Source organism: Campylobacter lari (genome assembly GCF_001017575.1).
In the GTDB taxonomy this organism is placed as follows: domain Bacteria; phylum Campylobacterota; class Campylobacteria; order Campylobacterales; family Campylobacteraceae; genus Campylobacter_D; species Campylobacter_D lari_C.
Genome location: NZ_CP011372.1, coordinates 959,780 through 975,403 on the forward strand (window position 1 = coordinate 959,780; position 15,624 = coordinate 975,403).

The 15,624-nt window shown below is 29.2% G+C and carries 15 protein-coding genes; 5 read left to right on the forward strand and 10 right to left on the reverse strand.

The features are described 5' to 3' along the window. Position 1: 1 nt before the first annotated feature. Genes CD56_RS05070 through glmU form a run of 3 tightly spaced genes read right to left on the reverse strand, consistent with a single transcriptional unit; the run spans position 2 to position 3,071 of the window. On the reverse strand, positions 2-622 hold the full coding sequence (locus CD56_RS05070; protein ID WP_047208387.1) for a hypothetical protein: 621 nt from the start codon (positions 620-622) through the stop codon (positions 2-4). Then, positions 619-1,782, reverse strand: coding sequence for a bifunctional phosphopantothenoylcysteine decarboxylase/phosphopantothenate--cysteine ligase CoaBC (coaBC, locus tag CD56_RS05075; RefSeq protein WP_047208388.1), 1,164 nt, complete (start codon positions 1,780-1,782; stop codon positions 619-621). Before coaBC ends, CD56_RS05070 begins: the two co-directional genes overlap by 4 nt. Next, positions 1,779-3,071 carry a bifunctional UDP-N-acetylglucosamine diphosphorylase/glucosamine-1-phosphate N-acetyltransferase GlmU gene (glmU, locus tag CD56_RS05080; protein ID WP_047208389.1) on the reverse strand — a complete coding sequence of 431 codons (1,293 nt, stop codon included), beginning with the start codon at positions 3,069-3,071 and terminating at the stop codon, positions 1,779-1,781. Before glmU ends, coaBC begins: the two co-directional genes overlap by 4 nt. 137 nt (positions 3,072-3,208) lie before the next feature. Here glmU and fliP point away from each other — a divergent pair, with 137 nt between their 5' ends. From fliP to CD56_RS05105, 5 genes are all read left to right on the forward strand, one after another. After that, positions 3,209-3,943: a flagellar type III secretion system pore protein FliP gene (fliP, locus tag CD56_RS05085; RefSeq protein WP_039618571.1), complete on the forward strand. Its 735-nt coding sequence runs from the start codon at positions 3,209-3,211 to the stop codon at positions 3,941-3,943. 9 nt (positions 3,944-3,952) lie between these two features. Then, a complete protein-coding gene (locus CD56_RS05090; protein ID WP_047208390.1) occupies positions 3,953-4,864 on the forward strand; it encodes an AEC family transporter in 912 nt (303 codons plus the stop codon). A gap of 8 nt (positions 4,865-4,872) precedes the next feature. Beyond that, positions 4,873-6,621, forward strand: coding sequence for a bifunctional anthranilate synthase component I family protein/class IV aminotransferase (locus tag CD56_RS05095; RefSeq protein WP_047208391.1), 1,749 nt, complete (start codon positions 4,873-4,875; stop codon positions 6,619-6,621). Next, a complete protein-coding gene (locus CD56_RS05100) occupies positions 6,618-7,181 on the forward strand; it encodes an anthranilate synthase component II (protein ID WP_047208392.1) in 564 nt (187 codons plus the stop codon). Before CD56_RS05095 ends, CD56_RS05100 begins: the two co-directional genes overlap by 4 nt. Positions 7,182-7,686: 505 nt before the next feature. Then, complete coding sequence (locus CD56_RS05105) at positions 7,687-11,148, forward strand: autotransporter outer membrane beta-barrel domain-containing protein (protein WP_047208393.1); 3,462 nt, start codon at positions 7,687-7,689, stop codon at positions 11,146-11,148. Positions 11,149-11,722: 574 nt separating this feature from the next. Here CD56_RS05105 and CD56_RS05110 read toward each other — a convergent pair. From CD56_RS05110 to CD56_RS05140, 7 genes are read right to left on the reverse strand one after another with little or no spacing between them, the layout of a single operon-like run. Then, a complete protein-coding gene (locus CD56_RS05110; RefSeq protein WP_047208394.1) occupies positions 11,723-12,052 on the reverse strand; it encodes a Spx/MgsR family RNA polymerase-binding regulatory protein in 330 nt (109 codons plus the stop codon). Then, entirely contained in the window at positions 12,046-13,386 is a 1,341-nt protein-coding gene (locus CD56_RS05115; protein ID WP_047208395.1) for a class II 3-deoxy-7-phosphoheptulonate synthase, read from the reverse strand. Before CD56_RS05115 ends, CD56_RS05110 begins: the two co-directional genes overlap by 7 nt. A gap of 52 nt (positions 13,387-13,438) precedes the next feature. Next, the gene (locus CD56_RS05120) at positions 13,439-13,792 is read right to left on the reverse strand and encodes a cupin domain-containing protein (RefSeq protein WP_052768379.1); all 354 of its coding nucleotides are present in this window, start codon (positions 13,790-13,792) and stop codon (positions 13,439-13,441) included. Positions 13,793-13,794: 2 nt separating this feature from the next. Beyond that, entirely contained in the window at positions 13,795-14,151 is a 357-nt protein-coding gene (rplS, locus tag CD56_RS05125) for a 50S ribosomal protein L19 (RefSeq protein WP_012661698.1), read from the reverse strand. A gap of 11 nt (positions 14,152-14,162) precedes the next feature. Next, on the reverse strand, positions 14,163-14,867 hold the full coding sequence (gene trmD / locus CD56_RS05130; protein ID WP_047208396.1) for a tRNA (guanosine(37)-N1)-methyltransferase TrmD: 705 nt from the start codon (positions 14,865-14,867) through the stop codon (positions 14,163-14,165). Next, positions 14,864-15,388 carry a ribosome maturation factor RimM gene (gene rimM / locus CD56_RS05135; RefSeq protein WP_047208397.1) on the reverse strand — a complete coding sequence of 175 codons (525 nt, stop codon included), beginning with the start codon at positions 15,386-15,388 and terminating at the stop codon, positions 14,864-14,866. The genes trmD and rimM overlap by 4 nt, the downstream gene beginning before the upstream one ends. Next, a complete protein-coding gene (locus CD56_RS05140; protein ID WP_012661701.1) occupies positions 15,378-15,623 on the reverse strand; it encodes a KH domain-containing protein in 246 nt (81 codons plus the stop codon). The genes rimM and CD56_RS05140 overlap by 11 nt, the downstream gene beginning before the upstream one ends. Between the last annotated feature and the right edge of the window lies 1 nt (position 15,624).

Consider the following 15,624-nt stretch of genomic DNA (forward strand, 5'->3'; position numbering starts at 1 on the left):
TCTATCCCTTTATATCCATCAATCTTTTAAAAACAAACATAGGATTAAGCGTATTAACTACTTCGAATTTAAAATACTCGTTTAAAAAATGTGCTACTTTGGCAAAAGGTGTTTGTATACGTGTGATTTTACCATTATCAATTATAATTTTTAAAGCACCAAAAATTTCAAAATACAAATACACTTCTAAAATATTTCCATTTTTCTTAGCTTCAAACAAAGCCCTATTTCCCTCATAAACAAAAGGTATATGATAAATTCCTTCAAAAAATGCAAAAAACATTTCCTTATAAATTTCAAACTCATATGCGCTTTTGCTTTCCATAAGTCTTTGGATAATGAATTTTTTATACCAAGCTTTTTCATCACCCTCTTGTAAAAGCTTTTCTATAAGTTCAGTTCCCTCTTCAAAAAGTCTAATTTTAGGTTTTTTCAAAAGATTTTTAAAAGAAATCACACCCTTATCTTCATAAACTTCAGCTAAGTACTCCTCCCCTACTTCAAGCTCTATCATACTTTTTGTTTCAAGCTTTTTAGTATTTAAAAGCAATACATAGCGATTATATGCGCGTTTTTCTAAAATTTGCATTCTTACAGGTAAGGTTGAATTGATAATATTCACCAAAGTTTCCTTAATTCTTGCGCTAAAATAAAGCCAAGTTTTTCTTTGCTTTGTTTAGAACTTTGAGAAATGCTATCTTTAGTGATAAAACAAATGCTATTTTCATCACTTCCAAAGTTCATTTGCTCATTTAAGACATTTAAACACACCATATCTAAATTTTTACTAACTAAAGATTTTTTAGCATTTTCTAAAGCATTTTGCTCATCAAATTCCATTTTAAAGCCTATTTTTTTACCTTTAAAATCTAAATTTTTTAAGATATCCTCATTAAGCTTTAATTTTAAATCAAGTCCGTTTAAATGCTCATCTTTCTTAATCTTACCCTTGTAGGCTTTTAGAGTAAAATCACTCACAGCAGCAGCCATAATTAAAGCATCAAAATCTTTGTATTTTTGCAATTTTTCTTTTAGTTCTAAAGAAGATTCAAATTTTTCTAATTTATAAGGTGTTTTAAACTCTACTGAGCTAACTAGCACCACCTTAGCACCTAAAAAATATAAAGCATCAGCAACCGCCTTTGCCATTTTTCCACTTGAAAAATTACTAATACATCTTACATCATCAATTTTTTCTTTAGTTCCACCACCGCTTATAACAAAACTTTTATCTTTAAAAAAATCTTCTTGCATTAAGCTTCTTTTTAAAGTATTTATAATGCTATCAAGCTCAGCTAAAGCTCCCAAACCCTCATCTTTACAAGCTAGGGTTTTAACTATAGGATCAATGATAATATAACCTTGTTCTTTTAAATTTTTTAAAGAATTTTGAGTACTAAAATGTAAATACATGTTTGTATTTGCAGCAGGTGCGATTAAAAATGGTTTATTTTTATCTACTGCTATTAAAGTTTGAATAAATAAATTATCCGCTATACCATAGTTTAGCTTATTAATAGAATTTATACTAGCAGGCGCAAAAAGCACACAATCACAAGTCTTACTAAAGGCTATATGATTATTAGTATTTTGCCAACTTTCATTATCTTCACATAAAATTTCATCCACTAAGGCTTCAAAGCTAAGTTTAGTACCAAATTTCAAAACTCCCTGACTTAACAAAACTTTAACCCTAAAACCTTCTTTTTTTAATAAAGAAATAAGCTCATAAGCTTTATAAAAAGCTATACTTCCACTTACTGCTAGTAAAATTGTTTTCATTTTTTACCTAGTTTTTTATAGTAAAAATCTTCTATAATTTGCGTCTTTGCTCTATTAATATACAAAGAACCTTTTTCTACATCCTTACACACGGTGCTTCCTGCTGCGATGATTACCTCATCTTTTATCTCAACCGGAGCAATAAACTGCGTATCTGAACCCACAAAAACATTTTTACCTATTTTAGTTTTATGTTTTTTAACCCCATCATAATTACAAGTGATAGTACCACAACCTATATTAGTTCCCTCATCTATTTCACAATCCCCTAAATAACTCAAATGCCCTGCTTTAACTCCATTCAATAAAGCATTTTTACATTCTACAAAATTTCCTATATGGGTATTTTTGAGCTGACATTTTGGACGCAAATGCGCTAAAGGCCCTACATCGCTATTTTCTACTATACTATCTTCAATCACACTTGAACTTTTAATGATAGAATTAATGATTTTTGATTTTCCTTCTATACGCACATTTTCATACACTTCACACTCGCCTACAAACTCAACTTCATCTGAAATAAAAGTCGTCGCAGGCATATGAAAAATCACTCCTTGCTTCATCCATTCTTTTTTAATAGCTTCTTGCATAAGATCTTGAGCTAGACAAAGCTCAATTTTATCATTTACCCCCATAAAATCTTGTTCATTTACAAACACTGCATCGATTTCATAGCCCTTTTCTTTTGCTAAATAAACCGCATCGGTTAAATAATACTCTTTAGCTTTATTATCATTTTTTATCAAAGGCAATACTTCTTTTATAATTTGTGCTTTTATAGCATAAACACCGCTATTGCAAATGTTTATAGCAAGTTCTTCTTTGCTTGCATCTTTTGTTTCTACTATTTTTTGAATTTTATTTTCTTTTAATACTATTCTTCCATAACTTTTTGGATCTTTTACTTCAAAAACTGCCACGTTAAAATCACTCTCATTTAAAGCTATTTTTTCTAAATCATCTGCCTTAACCAAAGGCATATCGCCACATAAAATCAATACTTTTTCATGCTTACTCTCATAGCCCCTTAAAGCCCCTGCAGTACCTGGAAAATTTTGCAAGTCTTGTTCCAAAAAACGTGTATTTGGAAAATGCTCTAAAACAACTTGTTCAACCTTTTCTTTTTGATGAGAAAGCACCACACATACATCATCACTAATTTTATATGCTTGTTTTAAAATATGTAAAATCATTGCTTTTGAGCAAATTTTTTGAAGTACTTTTGGATTTTGTGATTTCATACGCGTGCCAAGTCCAGCAGCCAAAATAAGCACAGAAATTTTCATAATTTACCTTTGTTTTAAAAATTATTGCTTATTTTAACAAGCTAAAGTAAAAATTATTATTTTTTATAAAATCATTTTTATTCTTTTAAGAGTAAAATTGTTAAAATAATGCTTTTAATTTCAACCAAGGAAATATTTTGAGGGTTTTACTAGCTTTATTTTTATCAAGCTTGGCTCTTTTAGGCGCTGAAGCAACCATACCAACTGTAAATTTAAGCCTTAGTGCGCCAAATAATCCACAACAACTCGTAACAACCCTAAATATAGTCATAGTTTTAACCATACTAGCTCTTGCGCCTACTATCATTTTTGTAATGACTTCATTCTTAAGACTTGTTGTGGTGTTTTCTTTTTTAAGAACAGCCCTTGGCACTCAAACTATGCCACCAAATACTATTTTAATTACCTTGGCTTTGATTTTAACTTTTTTCATTATGGAGCCTGTGGCTACAAAATCATACAACGAAGGTATAAAACCCTATATCGCTGAACAAATAGGTTATGAAGAAGCTTTTGCTAAAGGTGTTAAGCCTTTCAAAGATTTTATGCTAAAAAACACTAGGGAAAAAGACTTAGCGCTTTTTTATAGGATTAGAAATTTAGAAAATCCAAAAACCATAGATGATGTGCCTTTAACAGTTTTAGTGCCAGCCTTTATGATAAGCGAACTTAAAACTGCTTTTGAAATAGGCTTTTTACTTTTCTTGCCATTTTTGGTTATTGATATGGTAGTAAGCTCAGTATTAATGGCTATGGGTATGATGATGCTACCTCCTGTTATGATTTCTATGCCTTTTAAACTTTTGATATTTGTGCTTGTAGATGGATGGAATTTACTCATACAAAATTTGGTCAAAAGCTTTTTAACTTAGCAGAATAAAATGTATATTTTCTCTTCCTTATTTAGTATATTTTGCTTACTTTTTGGTGGATACTTTGCTAAAAAAATCAAAATTTTAAAACAAAAACAAGCGCGTGCTTTTTTAGATTTTGCTATTATTTTTGCCTTGCCTTGCTTGATTTTTGAGCGTGCTTATCATTTAAATTTTGATTTTTCTTTGATTGCTATTATATTGCTTGGGTTGGGCTGTGCTATTGTTTCAGCATTATGTTGTGTATTTTTAGCTCTTTGTTTTAAATTTAGCAAAAGCACCCTTGTAAGTATTTTTTTACTTTCTAGCTTTGGAAATACTTTATTTGTAGGTATACCTATCATTAGTGGAATTTATCAAAATCCTCATTTTTTAGGCGAGATTATCCTTTATGATGCACTTGCTACTTCTTTACCTGTAGCTTTACTTGCTCCCTTTATCATCTCTTTAGCTAGTGAGCAAAAAGTAAGCTTTTTACAAAATCTTAAAAAAGTTTTTACTTTTCCACCTTTTGTTGCTTTGATTTTAGGACTTTGTTTTAAGTTTACTACACTTCCTGGTTTTATCTTTGAACCTTTGCGTATGCTTGGAGCTAGTGCCACACCTATAGCGCTTTTTGCCATAGGTTTAAATTTAGGCTTTTTAAGTATAAAAACTTCTTATAAAGCAACTATAATAGTCATTTTTGGCAAAATGATACTCACACCTTTAATCTTTTTAGTGTTTTTAAAGCTTTTAAATTTCACATTAAATCCTAGCTCTATCATCGCTTTACTTGAATCAGCTATGCCTACTATGACAATGGTTGCAGCTATGATTATGAAAGCAAAACTTGATACAAATTTAGCAGTTAGTTCTGTGGCTTTTGGTATAGTTTTTGCCTTTATTTCTTTACCTATTTGGGTATATTTTCTAAGCTAAGGATATAAATGGCATTTGCTATATTTGGAAAATATCTTTACGATGATCTTGCTTTCGCTCTTAAAGCCTATACCCAAAAAGAAAGCAAAAAAGCTTTTAAAACCATAGAAAAATATAAAAATCAATATTATTTTTTAGGTTATATCCAATATGAATTTTATAAATATTTAGAAGATAAAAATTATAAAAGCAAAGAGCCTTTTTTATATTTTTTTGCTTTTAAAACAAGAAAAATCTTTACAAGTGAAGAAAAAAATTTAGACTTTTATCCAAGTTTTTCATCCAATTTAAACGAAGAAAAGTATTTTGAAAACTTTGACAAAGTTAAAGATGCTATAGCTAAAGGACAAAGTTATCAGGTTAATCTCACTCAAGAATTACATTTACAATCAAATCTTAATTTATACGAGAGTTTTTTAAGCCTTTATCCTAAGCAAAATACCCCTTATAAAGCTTATATGAAAAATGAATTTTTAGAACTAGCTTCATTTTCACCTGAGCTTTTTTTTAAAATCAAAAATAAAAAAATCATCACAAAACCCATGAAAGGCACAATCAAACGCTCAAATAATCCAAAAGAAGATGAAAATCTAAAAAATTTTTTAAAATGCGATGAAAAAACCATTAGCGAAAATGTAATGATAGTTGATTTATTACGCAATGATATTTCAAAACTCATCAAAAAACATTCTTTAAAATGCGAACTTTTTAAGGTTAAAACCTACCCTACCTTACACCAACTTATTTCAAAAATAAGAGGAAAATTAAAGCAAAAAAATGATTATTTTAAAATTTTCAAAGCCCTTTTTCCATGTGGATCCATCACAGGAGCACCCAAAATAGAAACTATTAAACTCATAGAAAATTTAGAGCAAAGAAAACGCGGGGTTTATTGTGGTGCAATAGGTTTAATCCATAAAAACAAAGCAAAATTTAGCGTAGCCATACGCACTTTAGAGAAAAAAAATAATGATGATTTTTTAAGATATGGTGTGGGAAGTGGGCTTGTGTGGGACTCACAAAAGCAAGATGAATTTGAAGAATTAAAACTAAAAAGCAAAATTTTAGAACCTAACTTTTATTTATTTGAAACAATGTATTATAAAAATCATTCTATTTTATTTTTCAAAGAACATTTACAAAGAATTTTAAACTCAGCTAATTTTTTTGGCTTTGATACCCAAAGATTAATACATGATTTTAAAAATATACTAGAGAGTAAAGATAAAAAATTCCATTTTAAATCTTTACAAAATTTTAATAATTTTGTTTTCAACCATCATCATTTTTTTACAAAAAGTAATTTTACTCAAAAAGGTTCAAAAGCTATTAAGCTAAAACTTTTTAAAAATGGCCTTTATGAGTTTGATTTTAGCAATATACAAGAAAATTCAAGTAAAAAACTACTCATAAGTAAAGACATCGTAAAAGTAAATCTTTTAACACACCATAAAACATCTCTGCGTAGTTTATATGAAGCAAATTCACATCTATGGAAAGAAAATATTTGCTATGATATAGTTTTTTTTGATGAAAAAGGCATACTTTGTGAGGGTTCAAGAACTAATATTATTATAAATTTAAATGATGAGTATTTTACTCCTTATGCTAAAAACTGCCTCAATGGCATTTATAGACAAGCACTCTTAAAACATAAACTCATTAAAGAAAAAGATATCGCTAAAAATGAGCTTTTAAATGCTAAAGAAATTTATGCTATTAATTCTTTAAGAGGCTTAAAAAGGGTGTTTTTGTGAGAGTTTTGATTATAGATAATTATGATTCTTTTACCTACACTATAGCCTTTTATTTAAAAGAATTAAATATTACTTATAAAATCATCAAAAACGATAAATTTAAAAATCCAAAAAAGCTTAAAAAATATAATTTTACACATCTTTTAATCTCCCCTGGACCAAATTCTCCAAAAGAATCAAAGTTAAGCTTAAAAGCTATAAAATATTTTAAAAAAGATAAAAAAATTCTTGGAATTTGTCTAGGACACCAATGCATAGCACATGTTTTTGGTGGTAAAATTTCTAAACTTCCAAACCCAACTCATGGTAAGGTAAAAACTATAAAATTTAAACCAAACCCACTTTTTAAAAATCTTAAGCAAAATTTTAAAATTTGTTTATATCACTCTCTTTATGTTAGCTATATAGGTAAAAAATGTGAAATTTTAGCCCATAGTGAAGATAATATCATCATGACTTTAAAACATAAAAAATACGACATTTATGGAGTTCAATTCCACCCCGAAGCCATACTAAGTCAAAATGGTAAAAAGCTACTTAAAAATTTTCTTACATTATAAGTAGAATTATTAATTATATATTTATGTATATTGGTTATTTAAACTTTTTATAAATAAAATTTTATTATAATTCCAATTTATTTTCATTATTAAAATTTAACATAAGGAGTTTTAATGTCTTATTTTACGGGGGGGGGGGATTGAAAATTCTCAATCAAACAATACCTCTTTAAATTCATCTCATTCAAACAATAACTTTTCTTTTACTAAAAAAACTTTCTTATCTTTAGCAACTATATCTTTTCTAGCTACCTGTGCTAATGCTAGTATAGTTACTATAAGCGATCAAGCCTCTAATGGTTCTATAAAAATAACCAAAGCTAAAGATTCTAAAACACTAAAAGAAAAACAAACAAAAAATTCAAGAGATATTAGTGGTGGTAGCTGTAGTGGTACTACTTGTACTATAAGTGATAGCCAAACAGGTCAAATTAATATAAGTAATGGTGGTGGTACTTTAACTATAACCGATAAGGGTAGTGTTAGTGGTGGTGGACAAGGTATTATGGTTAACAATAAAGTTTCTAATGTAACTATTGTTAACCAAGGTAGTATTAATGGGAAAGTTAGTGGTATTAAAAGTCAAGGCACTATAGATAGTATATTAAATTCTGGAACTATAAGTGGTGGAAGTCACTATGGAGTTTATGTCAATGGTGGCTCTGTAGAAAGTATAGAAAATCAAAAAGATGGTGTAATACAAGGAAATAAATCAGGAATTCATCTTGATAATCAAGCTAAAATTTCTAGTGTGGTTAATAAGGGAACTATAGTTACAACAAGTGCTAGTGGAGTAGGTTTATATGAAGCTGGTGCTGGTATCAATGTTATAACTTGGGGTACTTCTATAAAAACAATTGATAATCAAGGTTTAATATTAACTTCTAATGCAGGTATAGGTGTATTAAGTAGTGCTACAAATGGTGATTCAAACGTTGAAACTTTAAAAAATTCAGGAACTATAGAATATACCGGATCTTTAGATATGATAAATGAAAAGAATGAAGGTTTTGGCCAAGGTGCTGGTATCTATATAAGTAATATGGATGGCATTCCAAAAATCAACACCATTGAGAATAGTGGATTAATTAATACTTACAACGGGATGTATTTTTCCTTAGGCTCTCAAGTGGAAAATATAAATAATCTAGGAACTATCCATGCCATTAAAGATGGTATTGTTCTAGGAAATGATGTAGGCTCTAACGAGAAACGCCAAACCGAAATCAAGCATATTAATAACACAGGCTCTATTATAGCAGGTAGACATGGTATATTTATAGATAAGTCAAGTAATCAAGAAGTCCCTTTCTACATCAACACTATCGAAAACAAAGGCACCATACTAGGACAAAGTGGTGCAGGTATATTTATAAGTGCACCCAAAGAACATATCAAAGACTACGTTAAATTAGATGGCTCAAATTCCCTCATAGCAGGTGGCACCGCAGGTATTCATAATAAAGGAACTATAGGTACTAATAACAATGGAGCTTCTGTAAATAATGGCAATGTAATTGACTTGCAAAACGGTGCTACTATAGCAGCATTATCTCCTAACAAAGATGGCAGTTTCAATTACAATCTAGCAGGCGATGCTATCTTAAATGAAGGAACTATAAAAGGTAATATTAACCTTGATAAAGAAGCTAATATTTATGGTGCTATAAATAATAAAAACACCATTACAGGAAATATCAGTTTAAATAATAATTCTTATGCTAGTTCTATAAAAAATGAAAAAGAAATTCAAGGTTCTATAAATTTAAAAAATGATTCTCACATAGATAGTATTATTAATAGTGGAACCATCTCACAAGGTATAAGTTTAGATAAAAGCACCATAGGTTCTATAGAAAACTCAGGAACTATAGGAAATGGTGGTATTAAGCTATACAATGAAAGTCAAGTAAGTTCTATTACAAACAATGAAGGTGCTAAAGCTGATTTAGACTTAAAAAACAATTCAGTAGTAGATTTAGTAATAAACAATGGACAAATGGAAATTACTAAAGATGATACTAGTCATATAAATGCTTTTGGTAATAATGGTAACTTACAAAGTAAGTTTAAAAACGAAGGTGAAATGAAACTTCTTGAAAACAGCAAAGATGCTATATTAGAACAAGGTTTAGAAAATACTGGTTCTATAGAGATAATTAACAATGCAGGAACCATTACAAGCATCACTAACACTTTTAATAATAAAACTAAAGATACCAAAGAAAATAGCACCATAGGAACTATCATTAATACAGGTATTATAGGAAATGAAGCTACACCTTTAGCTACTCAAGATATAACTTATGGTATTAATAACAGTGGTACTATAGAAAAGCTTATTAATTCTTCAGGTGATTTATCTGATCCTAATGCAGGTAAGAATATCCACATTTATGGTGGTATAAACAATAGTGGCTATATGGATATTTTTAATACAGGTAATATTCATGGTGGTATTACAAATAGTGGTACTTTGATTGTATCAAATGGACACATTCATCCTGCAACTGCAAATGAAGAAGCTACATGGCATGCAGGTTTTATAGGCAAAAACAATAATGGCTACCAATTAGAAAACAATGGTCAAGGTAAAATCAGCATAGATGGTTGGTATTTTAAAGATCTTGAATACACTCAAAGCAATGAACAAAGATTGGAAAATTCTATCATTATAGGTGGAGATAATATAGGTGGTATTAGTGCAGATAAAATCTATGTTAATACAAGCAAATTACAATTAAATACTATTTATGATGCTAATACTTTCTTTGCAGATAAAGATGGTAATATAGCAGGTGATAAAACCAATAATGGTGCAGGTGTAGATGGTAATAATATCTATAGTTTATCAGGTATTTATGACTTTGTAGGTTTGGGTAATGGTAAGTATGTAGCTAATGTTAATTTGTCAGAATTAAGTGGTAAAACCCTAGCTAAGTCTATGGTGTATTCTTCTAGATTAAGAAATATTAATATTTCTAATATATTAAGAGATTTAAACACTAAAAACTTCCAAACAGAATTCTCTCAAACATTAGATATGCAATTATCTAAAGCAGGAGAAGCTTATGGTAATGATGCAGATTTATTAGCTGAATTAGAAGATATCTTTATTCCTAATAAAAATCCAAATGCAAAAAATCATTCTTTCTTACTTCCTTACTATAACCACTCATCTATTAAAATAGGAAGAAGCATAGGTCAACTTGATGTTGATACTGTTGGTATGATAGGTGGATCTTTTAGAGAATTACCAAATGATTATGGTATTATAGGTTTTTATGCAGGTTATGAAGATGCCTCTAAAGAACAAAACACTCAAAGAATTAAATTTGATGATAAAACTTACTATGGTGGTTTAACTTATTATGGAATATTAGCAAGAGATGGTATTAATCAATACTATATTAGTGCTAGTACAAGACTTGATTATACTAAAAGCGATATAGAGAAATCTTACAAAAATATTCCTACTACTATAGATAGCGAGGCTAAAACTTATGGTTATGGAGTAGATGTAAAATTAGGTGCTAATTATTATAATACTTTAGATATAGCTAGAATATCTCCAGAAATAGGTCTTAGTTATTATGGTATGAGTAATAAAAACTTTAGTTTAAGACATATAGATGGTTTAAGAGAGCATTATTTAGCAGAACAGTTTAACTTTATTGATGCAAGTGCAGCTTTAAAATGGTATAAGCCATGGAGTGATAAAATAAGATCTAATGTTACTATAGGAGCTATAGTTAATTTATATGAAGATGCAAAAGGAAATTTAAAACTTGGTCAAAACACTTTAAGTTCGGATATAGAAACTTCTAAGTATTATGGCTTTGGGCAATTAGGTTTTTCTTATGCTATAGCAGATAATGCTGATTTATCATTAAACTATGCAGGTGCATTTACATTTGATAACACTACCTCTCATACTATGTTTTTAAAACTAGGAATGTGGTGGTAAGTTCTTTCACACTAACTAGTAATAGTTAGTGTGAAAAACTATAATAAATACAAATACTTAAAATAATAAAAGTTATATTTATGTAATTTAATGAGTAATAAGGTTATAAGTTAAATCATGAAAACAATCATAAAGCTAATAATAGTAATATTGATAATATTAGTCTTATTAGCTTTGCATATTATTAATAATATAGAATAGCTAATATTATGAACAATAATATAAAGTAGTGTTTAAAAACAAAAAATAACAGACATATAAAAATATAAAATCAAAACAAAAATATAAAAAAGGATAAGATTAAATATATAAATAAATTAAAAATTATAATTCAATTGCCCAGAGTTTGCTTAAAACAAATTATAAAACGACAAAAACAAAATTAAAGAAAAAGCACAATTGATATAGTAAATTAAATTAATGTGTTAATCAATAGATATAAAAATCAAATAAGGTTTTTATAAGTGTATAAACATAAACTCCTTATTAAGCAAACTCTATTGCATTAAGCTTAAAGTAAAAATTTAAGCTTAATGTGGATTAAGTAGATTCTGGGGAGTGGGATTAGTTGGTTTTAAAAACTCTCATATTCTTTAGCTATAAAAACTTCATCATCTTTTACAATTAATGGGCGTTTTATGAGTGTTGGGTTTTGCAAAATCATTGCTTTAATTTCATCTTGGTTTAAATTTTGAAGTTTTTCTTTATTTAAGCCTAATTTTCTAGCACTCATACCCGCTGTATTTACAAGCTCCAAAACATTTCTTTTACTAAGCCAAAAATTTAAAGTTTTTTCATCTAGCTTTTTAATATCTAAAAATTCAAATTCAATTTGCTTAGATTTTAAATAATCCACAGCCTTTTTAACACTATTACAATTTTTAATACCATAAAATTTTAACATTTTCTTGCCTTTTTAACTAAGCCTGCTATGATAAATGCTAATTCTAAAGCTTGATCAGCATTTAATCTTGGATCACATTGTGTTTCATAACGTTTAGAAAGTTCTTCTTGAGTGATATTTAAAGAGCCTCCCACACATTCTGTTACATTTTGCCCTGTCATTTCCAAATGTACCCCACCAGGATATACTCCCTCACTCATAGCTATTTCAAAAAATGCACGCACTTCTTGGATGATTTTATCAAATTCTCTTGTTTTAAAATTACCCGATTTAACTGTGTTTGCATGCATAGGATCTATGCTATAAAGTATATCAAATCCTTCTTGTTTTAACTCTTTAAATAATTTTGGCAAGGCATTTTCTATCTTATCATACCCCATACGGATGATGAAATTTAATCTTCCTGCTTCATTATGCGGATTTAAAATACTTACTAGCTTTTTAATCTCATCTAAATCATAATTAGCACTAAGCTTCACACCAAGTGGATTTTTCACCCCACTTAAAAAATGCACATGTGCTTCATCTGCTTTTCTAGTACGCTCACCTATCCAAAGCATATGAGCTGAACAATCATAAATTTCCCCGCTTAAACTATCTACCCTAGTTAAAGCCTCCTCATAAGGTAAAAGCAAGGCTTCATGAGAAGTATAAAAGGCTGTTTGAGAAAGATTTGGAGTATCGGTAACACCACAAGCTTGCATAAAAGCTAAAGCTTGAGTGATTTTTTCACTAAGTTCATCATATTTTCTCCCAAGCTCTGCTTTTTTTAAAAAACCCAAATTCCACTTATGCACTACTCTTAAATCCGCTAAACCACCTCTTGAAAAAGCTCTTAATAAATTTAAAGTTGTAGCACTTTGATAATACGCTTCTAACATTCTTTTAGGATCAGCTATTCTTGATTTTTCATTAAATTCAAAACCATTGATAATATCCCCACGATAACTTGGAAGCTTTACCCCATCAACTTCTTCAAAATCACTACTTCTTGGCTTTGCAAATTGCCCTGCAACGCGCCCTACTTTAACGATAGGGCAAGATCCTGCAAAAGTAAGCACTATAGCCATTTGAAGCATAACTTTAAACATATCTCTTATATTATCAGCGCCAAAATTTACAAAACTCTCAGCACAATCTCCTCCTTGAAGTAAAAATGCTTGAGAATTTACAACCTTAGCAAGGGATTTTTTTAATTTATCCACCTCGCCTGCAAAAACAAGCGGTGGTAATTTTTCTAATTTTTTAACAACATCTTGCAATTCATTTTCATCAGGATATTGTGGTTGTTGTTGAATTTTATAATTTTTCCAAGAATCTTTAGTCCATTTCATAGCTTAACTTCCTCATTTTAGTAAGCTAAAATTATACAAAATGAGGCTTAAATTAAGATTTTAAAACACTTTCAACGCGTTCAAGACTATCTTGCTTATACAAAGTTAAGCGCACTATAGAATCTTCTAGTGCTAAAAGATTATGAATCTCATGAGCTTTTAAACTTATACTATCTAGTGTTTTAAGTAGAATTTGTTGATTTAAAACTCCAAAATCAATGGAGCCTTTTAACACTTGTATGGTAATATCAAAAGGTGCTTTATGATCTTTCATAAAGCTATCTTTTGACATAGTTATGCAGATTTCTTTAGCATAAGCATTTTCTATTTTCTTAAATATATTTATGCCATTTTGAATTTCTTGTTCCCAAGAAATCACTTCATATATTTGAGTTCTAAATTTCACTTTTATTTTTTAAGTTCTTTAATACGAGCAGCCTTACCTCTTCTATCTCTTAGGTAGAATAATCTAGCACGGCGTACACGACCTCTTCTTAATACTGTAATACTTTCTAAACTTTCGCTATAAATAGGGAAAATTCTTTCAACACCCACATTGTTAGCACCGATTTTACGTACGATGAAAGTTTCATCTACACCATTTCCTCTACGTGCTATACAAATACCTTCAAAGTTTTGAATTCTTGTTTTATCGCCTTCTTTAATGCGAATAGCAAGTCTTAAAGTATCTCCAGCACGAAATTCTGGAACATTTTTACCTTCAATTTGTTTTTGTTCAAATTGCTCAATGTATTTATTTTTCATAACGATATTCCTTAAAATTTGCGTTCATGCTTTTGATACAAATCAGGACGAAAATATTTCGTTTTGCAAGACGCCAAAGTAGTTTTTAAAGCTGTGATTTTAGCGTGATTTCCCTTTAAAAACTCTGAAGGCACATAAAATTTTTTATTTTCCTTTTCAAAAATAAAAGGTTTAGAAAACGATGGGGCTTCTAATAAGTCATTTTCAAAACTTTCTTCACTTAAGCTTTCGCTATTTCCAAGAACATCTTGAATATTTCTGCTAATAGCATCACACATCACCAAAGACGCTAATTCTCCACCTGTAAGTATAAAGTCACCTATAGAAAATACCTCATTAGCAAATTCTTCCACAATACGCTCATCCAAACCCTCATATCTACTACTTACAAAGCAAATGTGATCTTTCTTGCTTAATCTTTTAGCATCAGTTTGTTTAAAAGTCTTAGCGCAAGGCAAAAGAAAAACAAAATGAACATTTTTATCTTGCTTTTTAATATGTCTTAAGCAATCATACAAAGGCTGAGCTTGCAATAAAAGCCCTGCGCCTCCTCCTATTTTATAATCATCTACTTTAAAGTGCTTGTTTGTGGTAAAATTTCTAGGATTAACAAAAGCAAATTCTAATATCCCTTTTTCTTTTGCTCTTGCTAAAATAGAAGTTTGAAAATAAGGCTCAATAAGCTCTGGGAATAAACTTACAAAAGTATATTTCATGAATTTTCTAAAATATCTAAAGCAGATTGTGTGAATATCTTTTTATTTTCTACATCAACTTTTTGAATATATTTATCAACATAGGGAATATAAAAGTTTTTAACCTTTGTTTGTAGTTTTTCATCACATTTTATACAAAATAAAAATCCTGCTCCACTTTCTAAAATGTCTTCAACTACACCTAGTTTTTGCTCATTTTCAATAACATCACATCCAATTATGTCAAAATAAAAATATTCATCTTTTTTCAATTTGCAGGTTTCTTTTGTGGCTTCAATAGTTTGAAAAAGAGTAATATTAGTTAAGGTTTTAGCAGCCTCAACACTCTCAAAGCCTTCAAATAAAACCAAAGATCTAATTTTATCAAAAGCCTTTATGGTGTAAATTTTTTGATTAATATCAAAAAATTTAGCACCTATTTTAAACTGCTCATAAAAATCACTAAGATTATGTAATTTTACATAACCTTTTAAACCAACACTTTTCCCAAGTTTAGCAACTTGGACTAAATCATTCTTCAATGGCTTTTACCGTTATACGATATGAAGTTGCATCTTTAACTTTATAAGCCATAATGACTGTTTTTATTGCGTTGATTAATTTTCCATTTTTTCCGATCAACTTACCAGTATCAGATGGATCGACATAAATGATAATTTCAGCAAAATTGTTTTCTAAATTTTGTCTTTGTATATCAACTTTTTCAGGAAAATCAACAATTAATTTTGCGTATTCTCTTAAAAAATTTTCAACCATT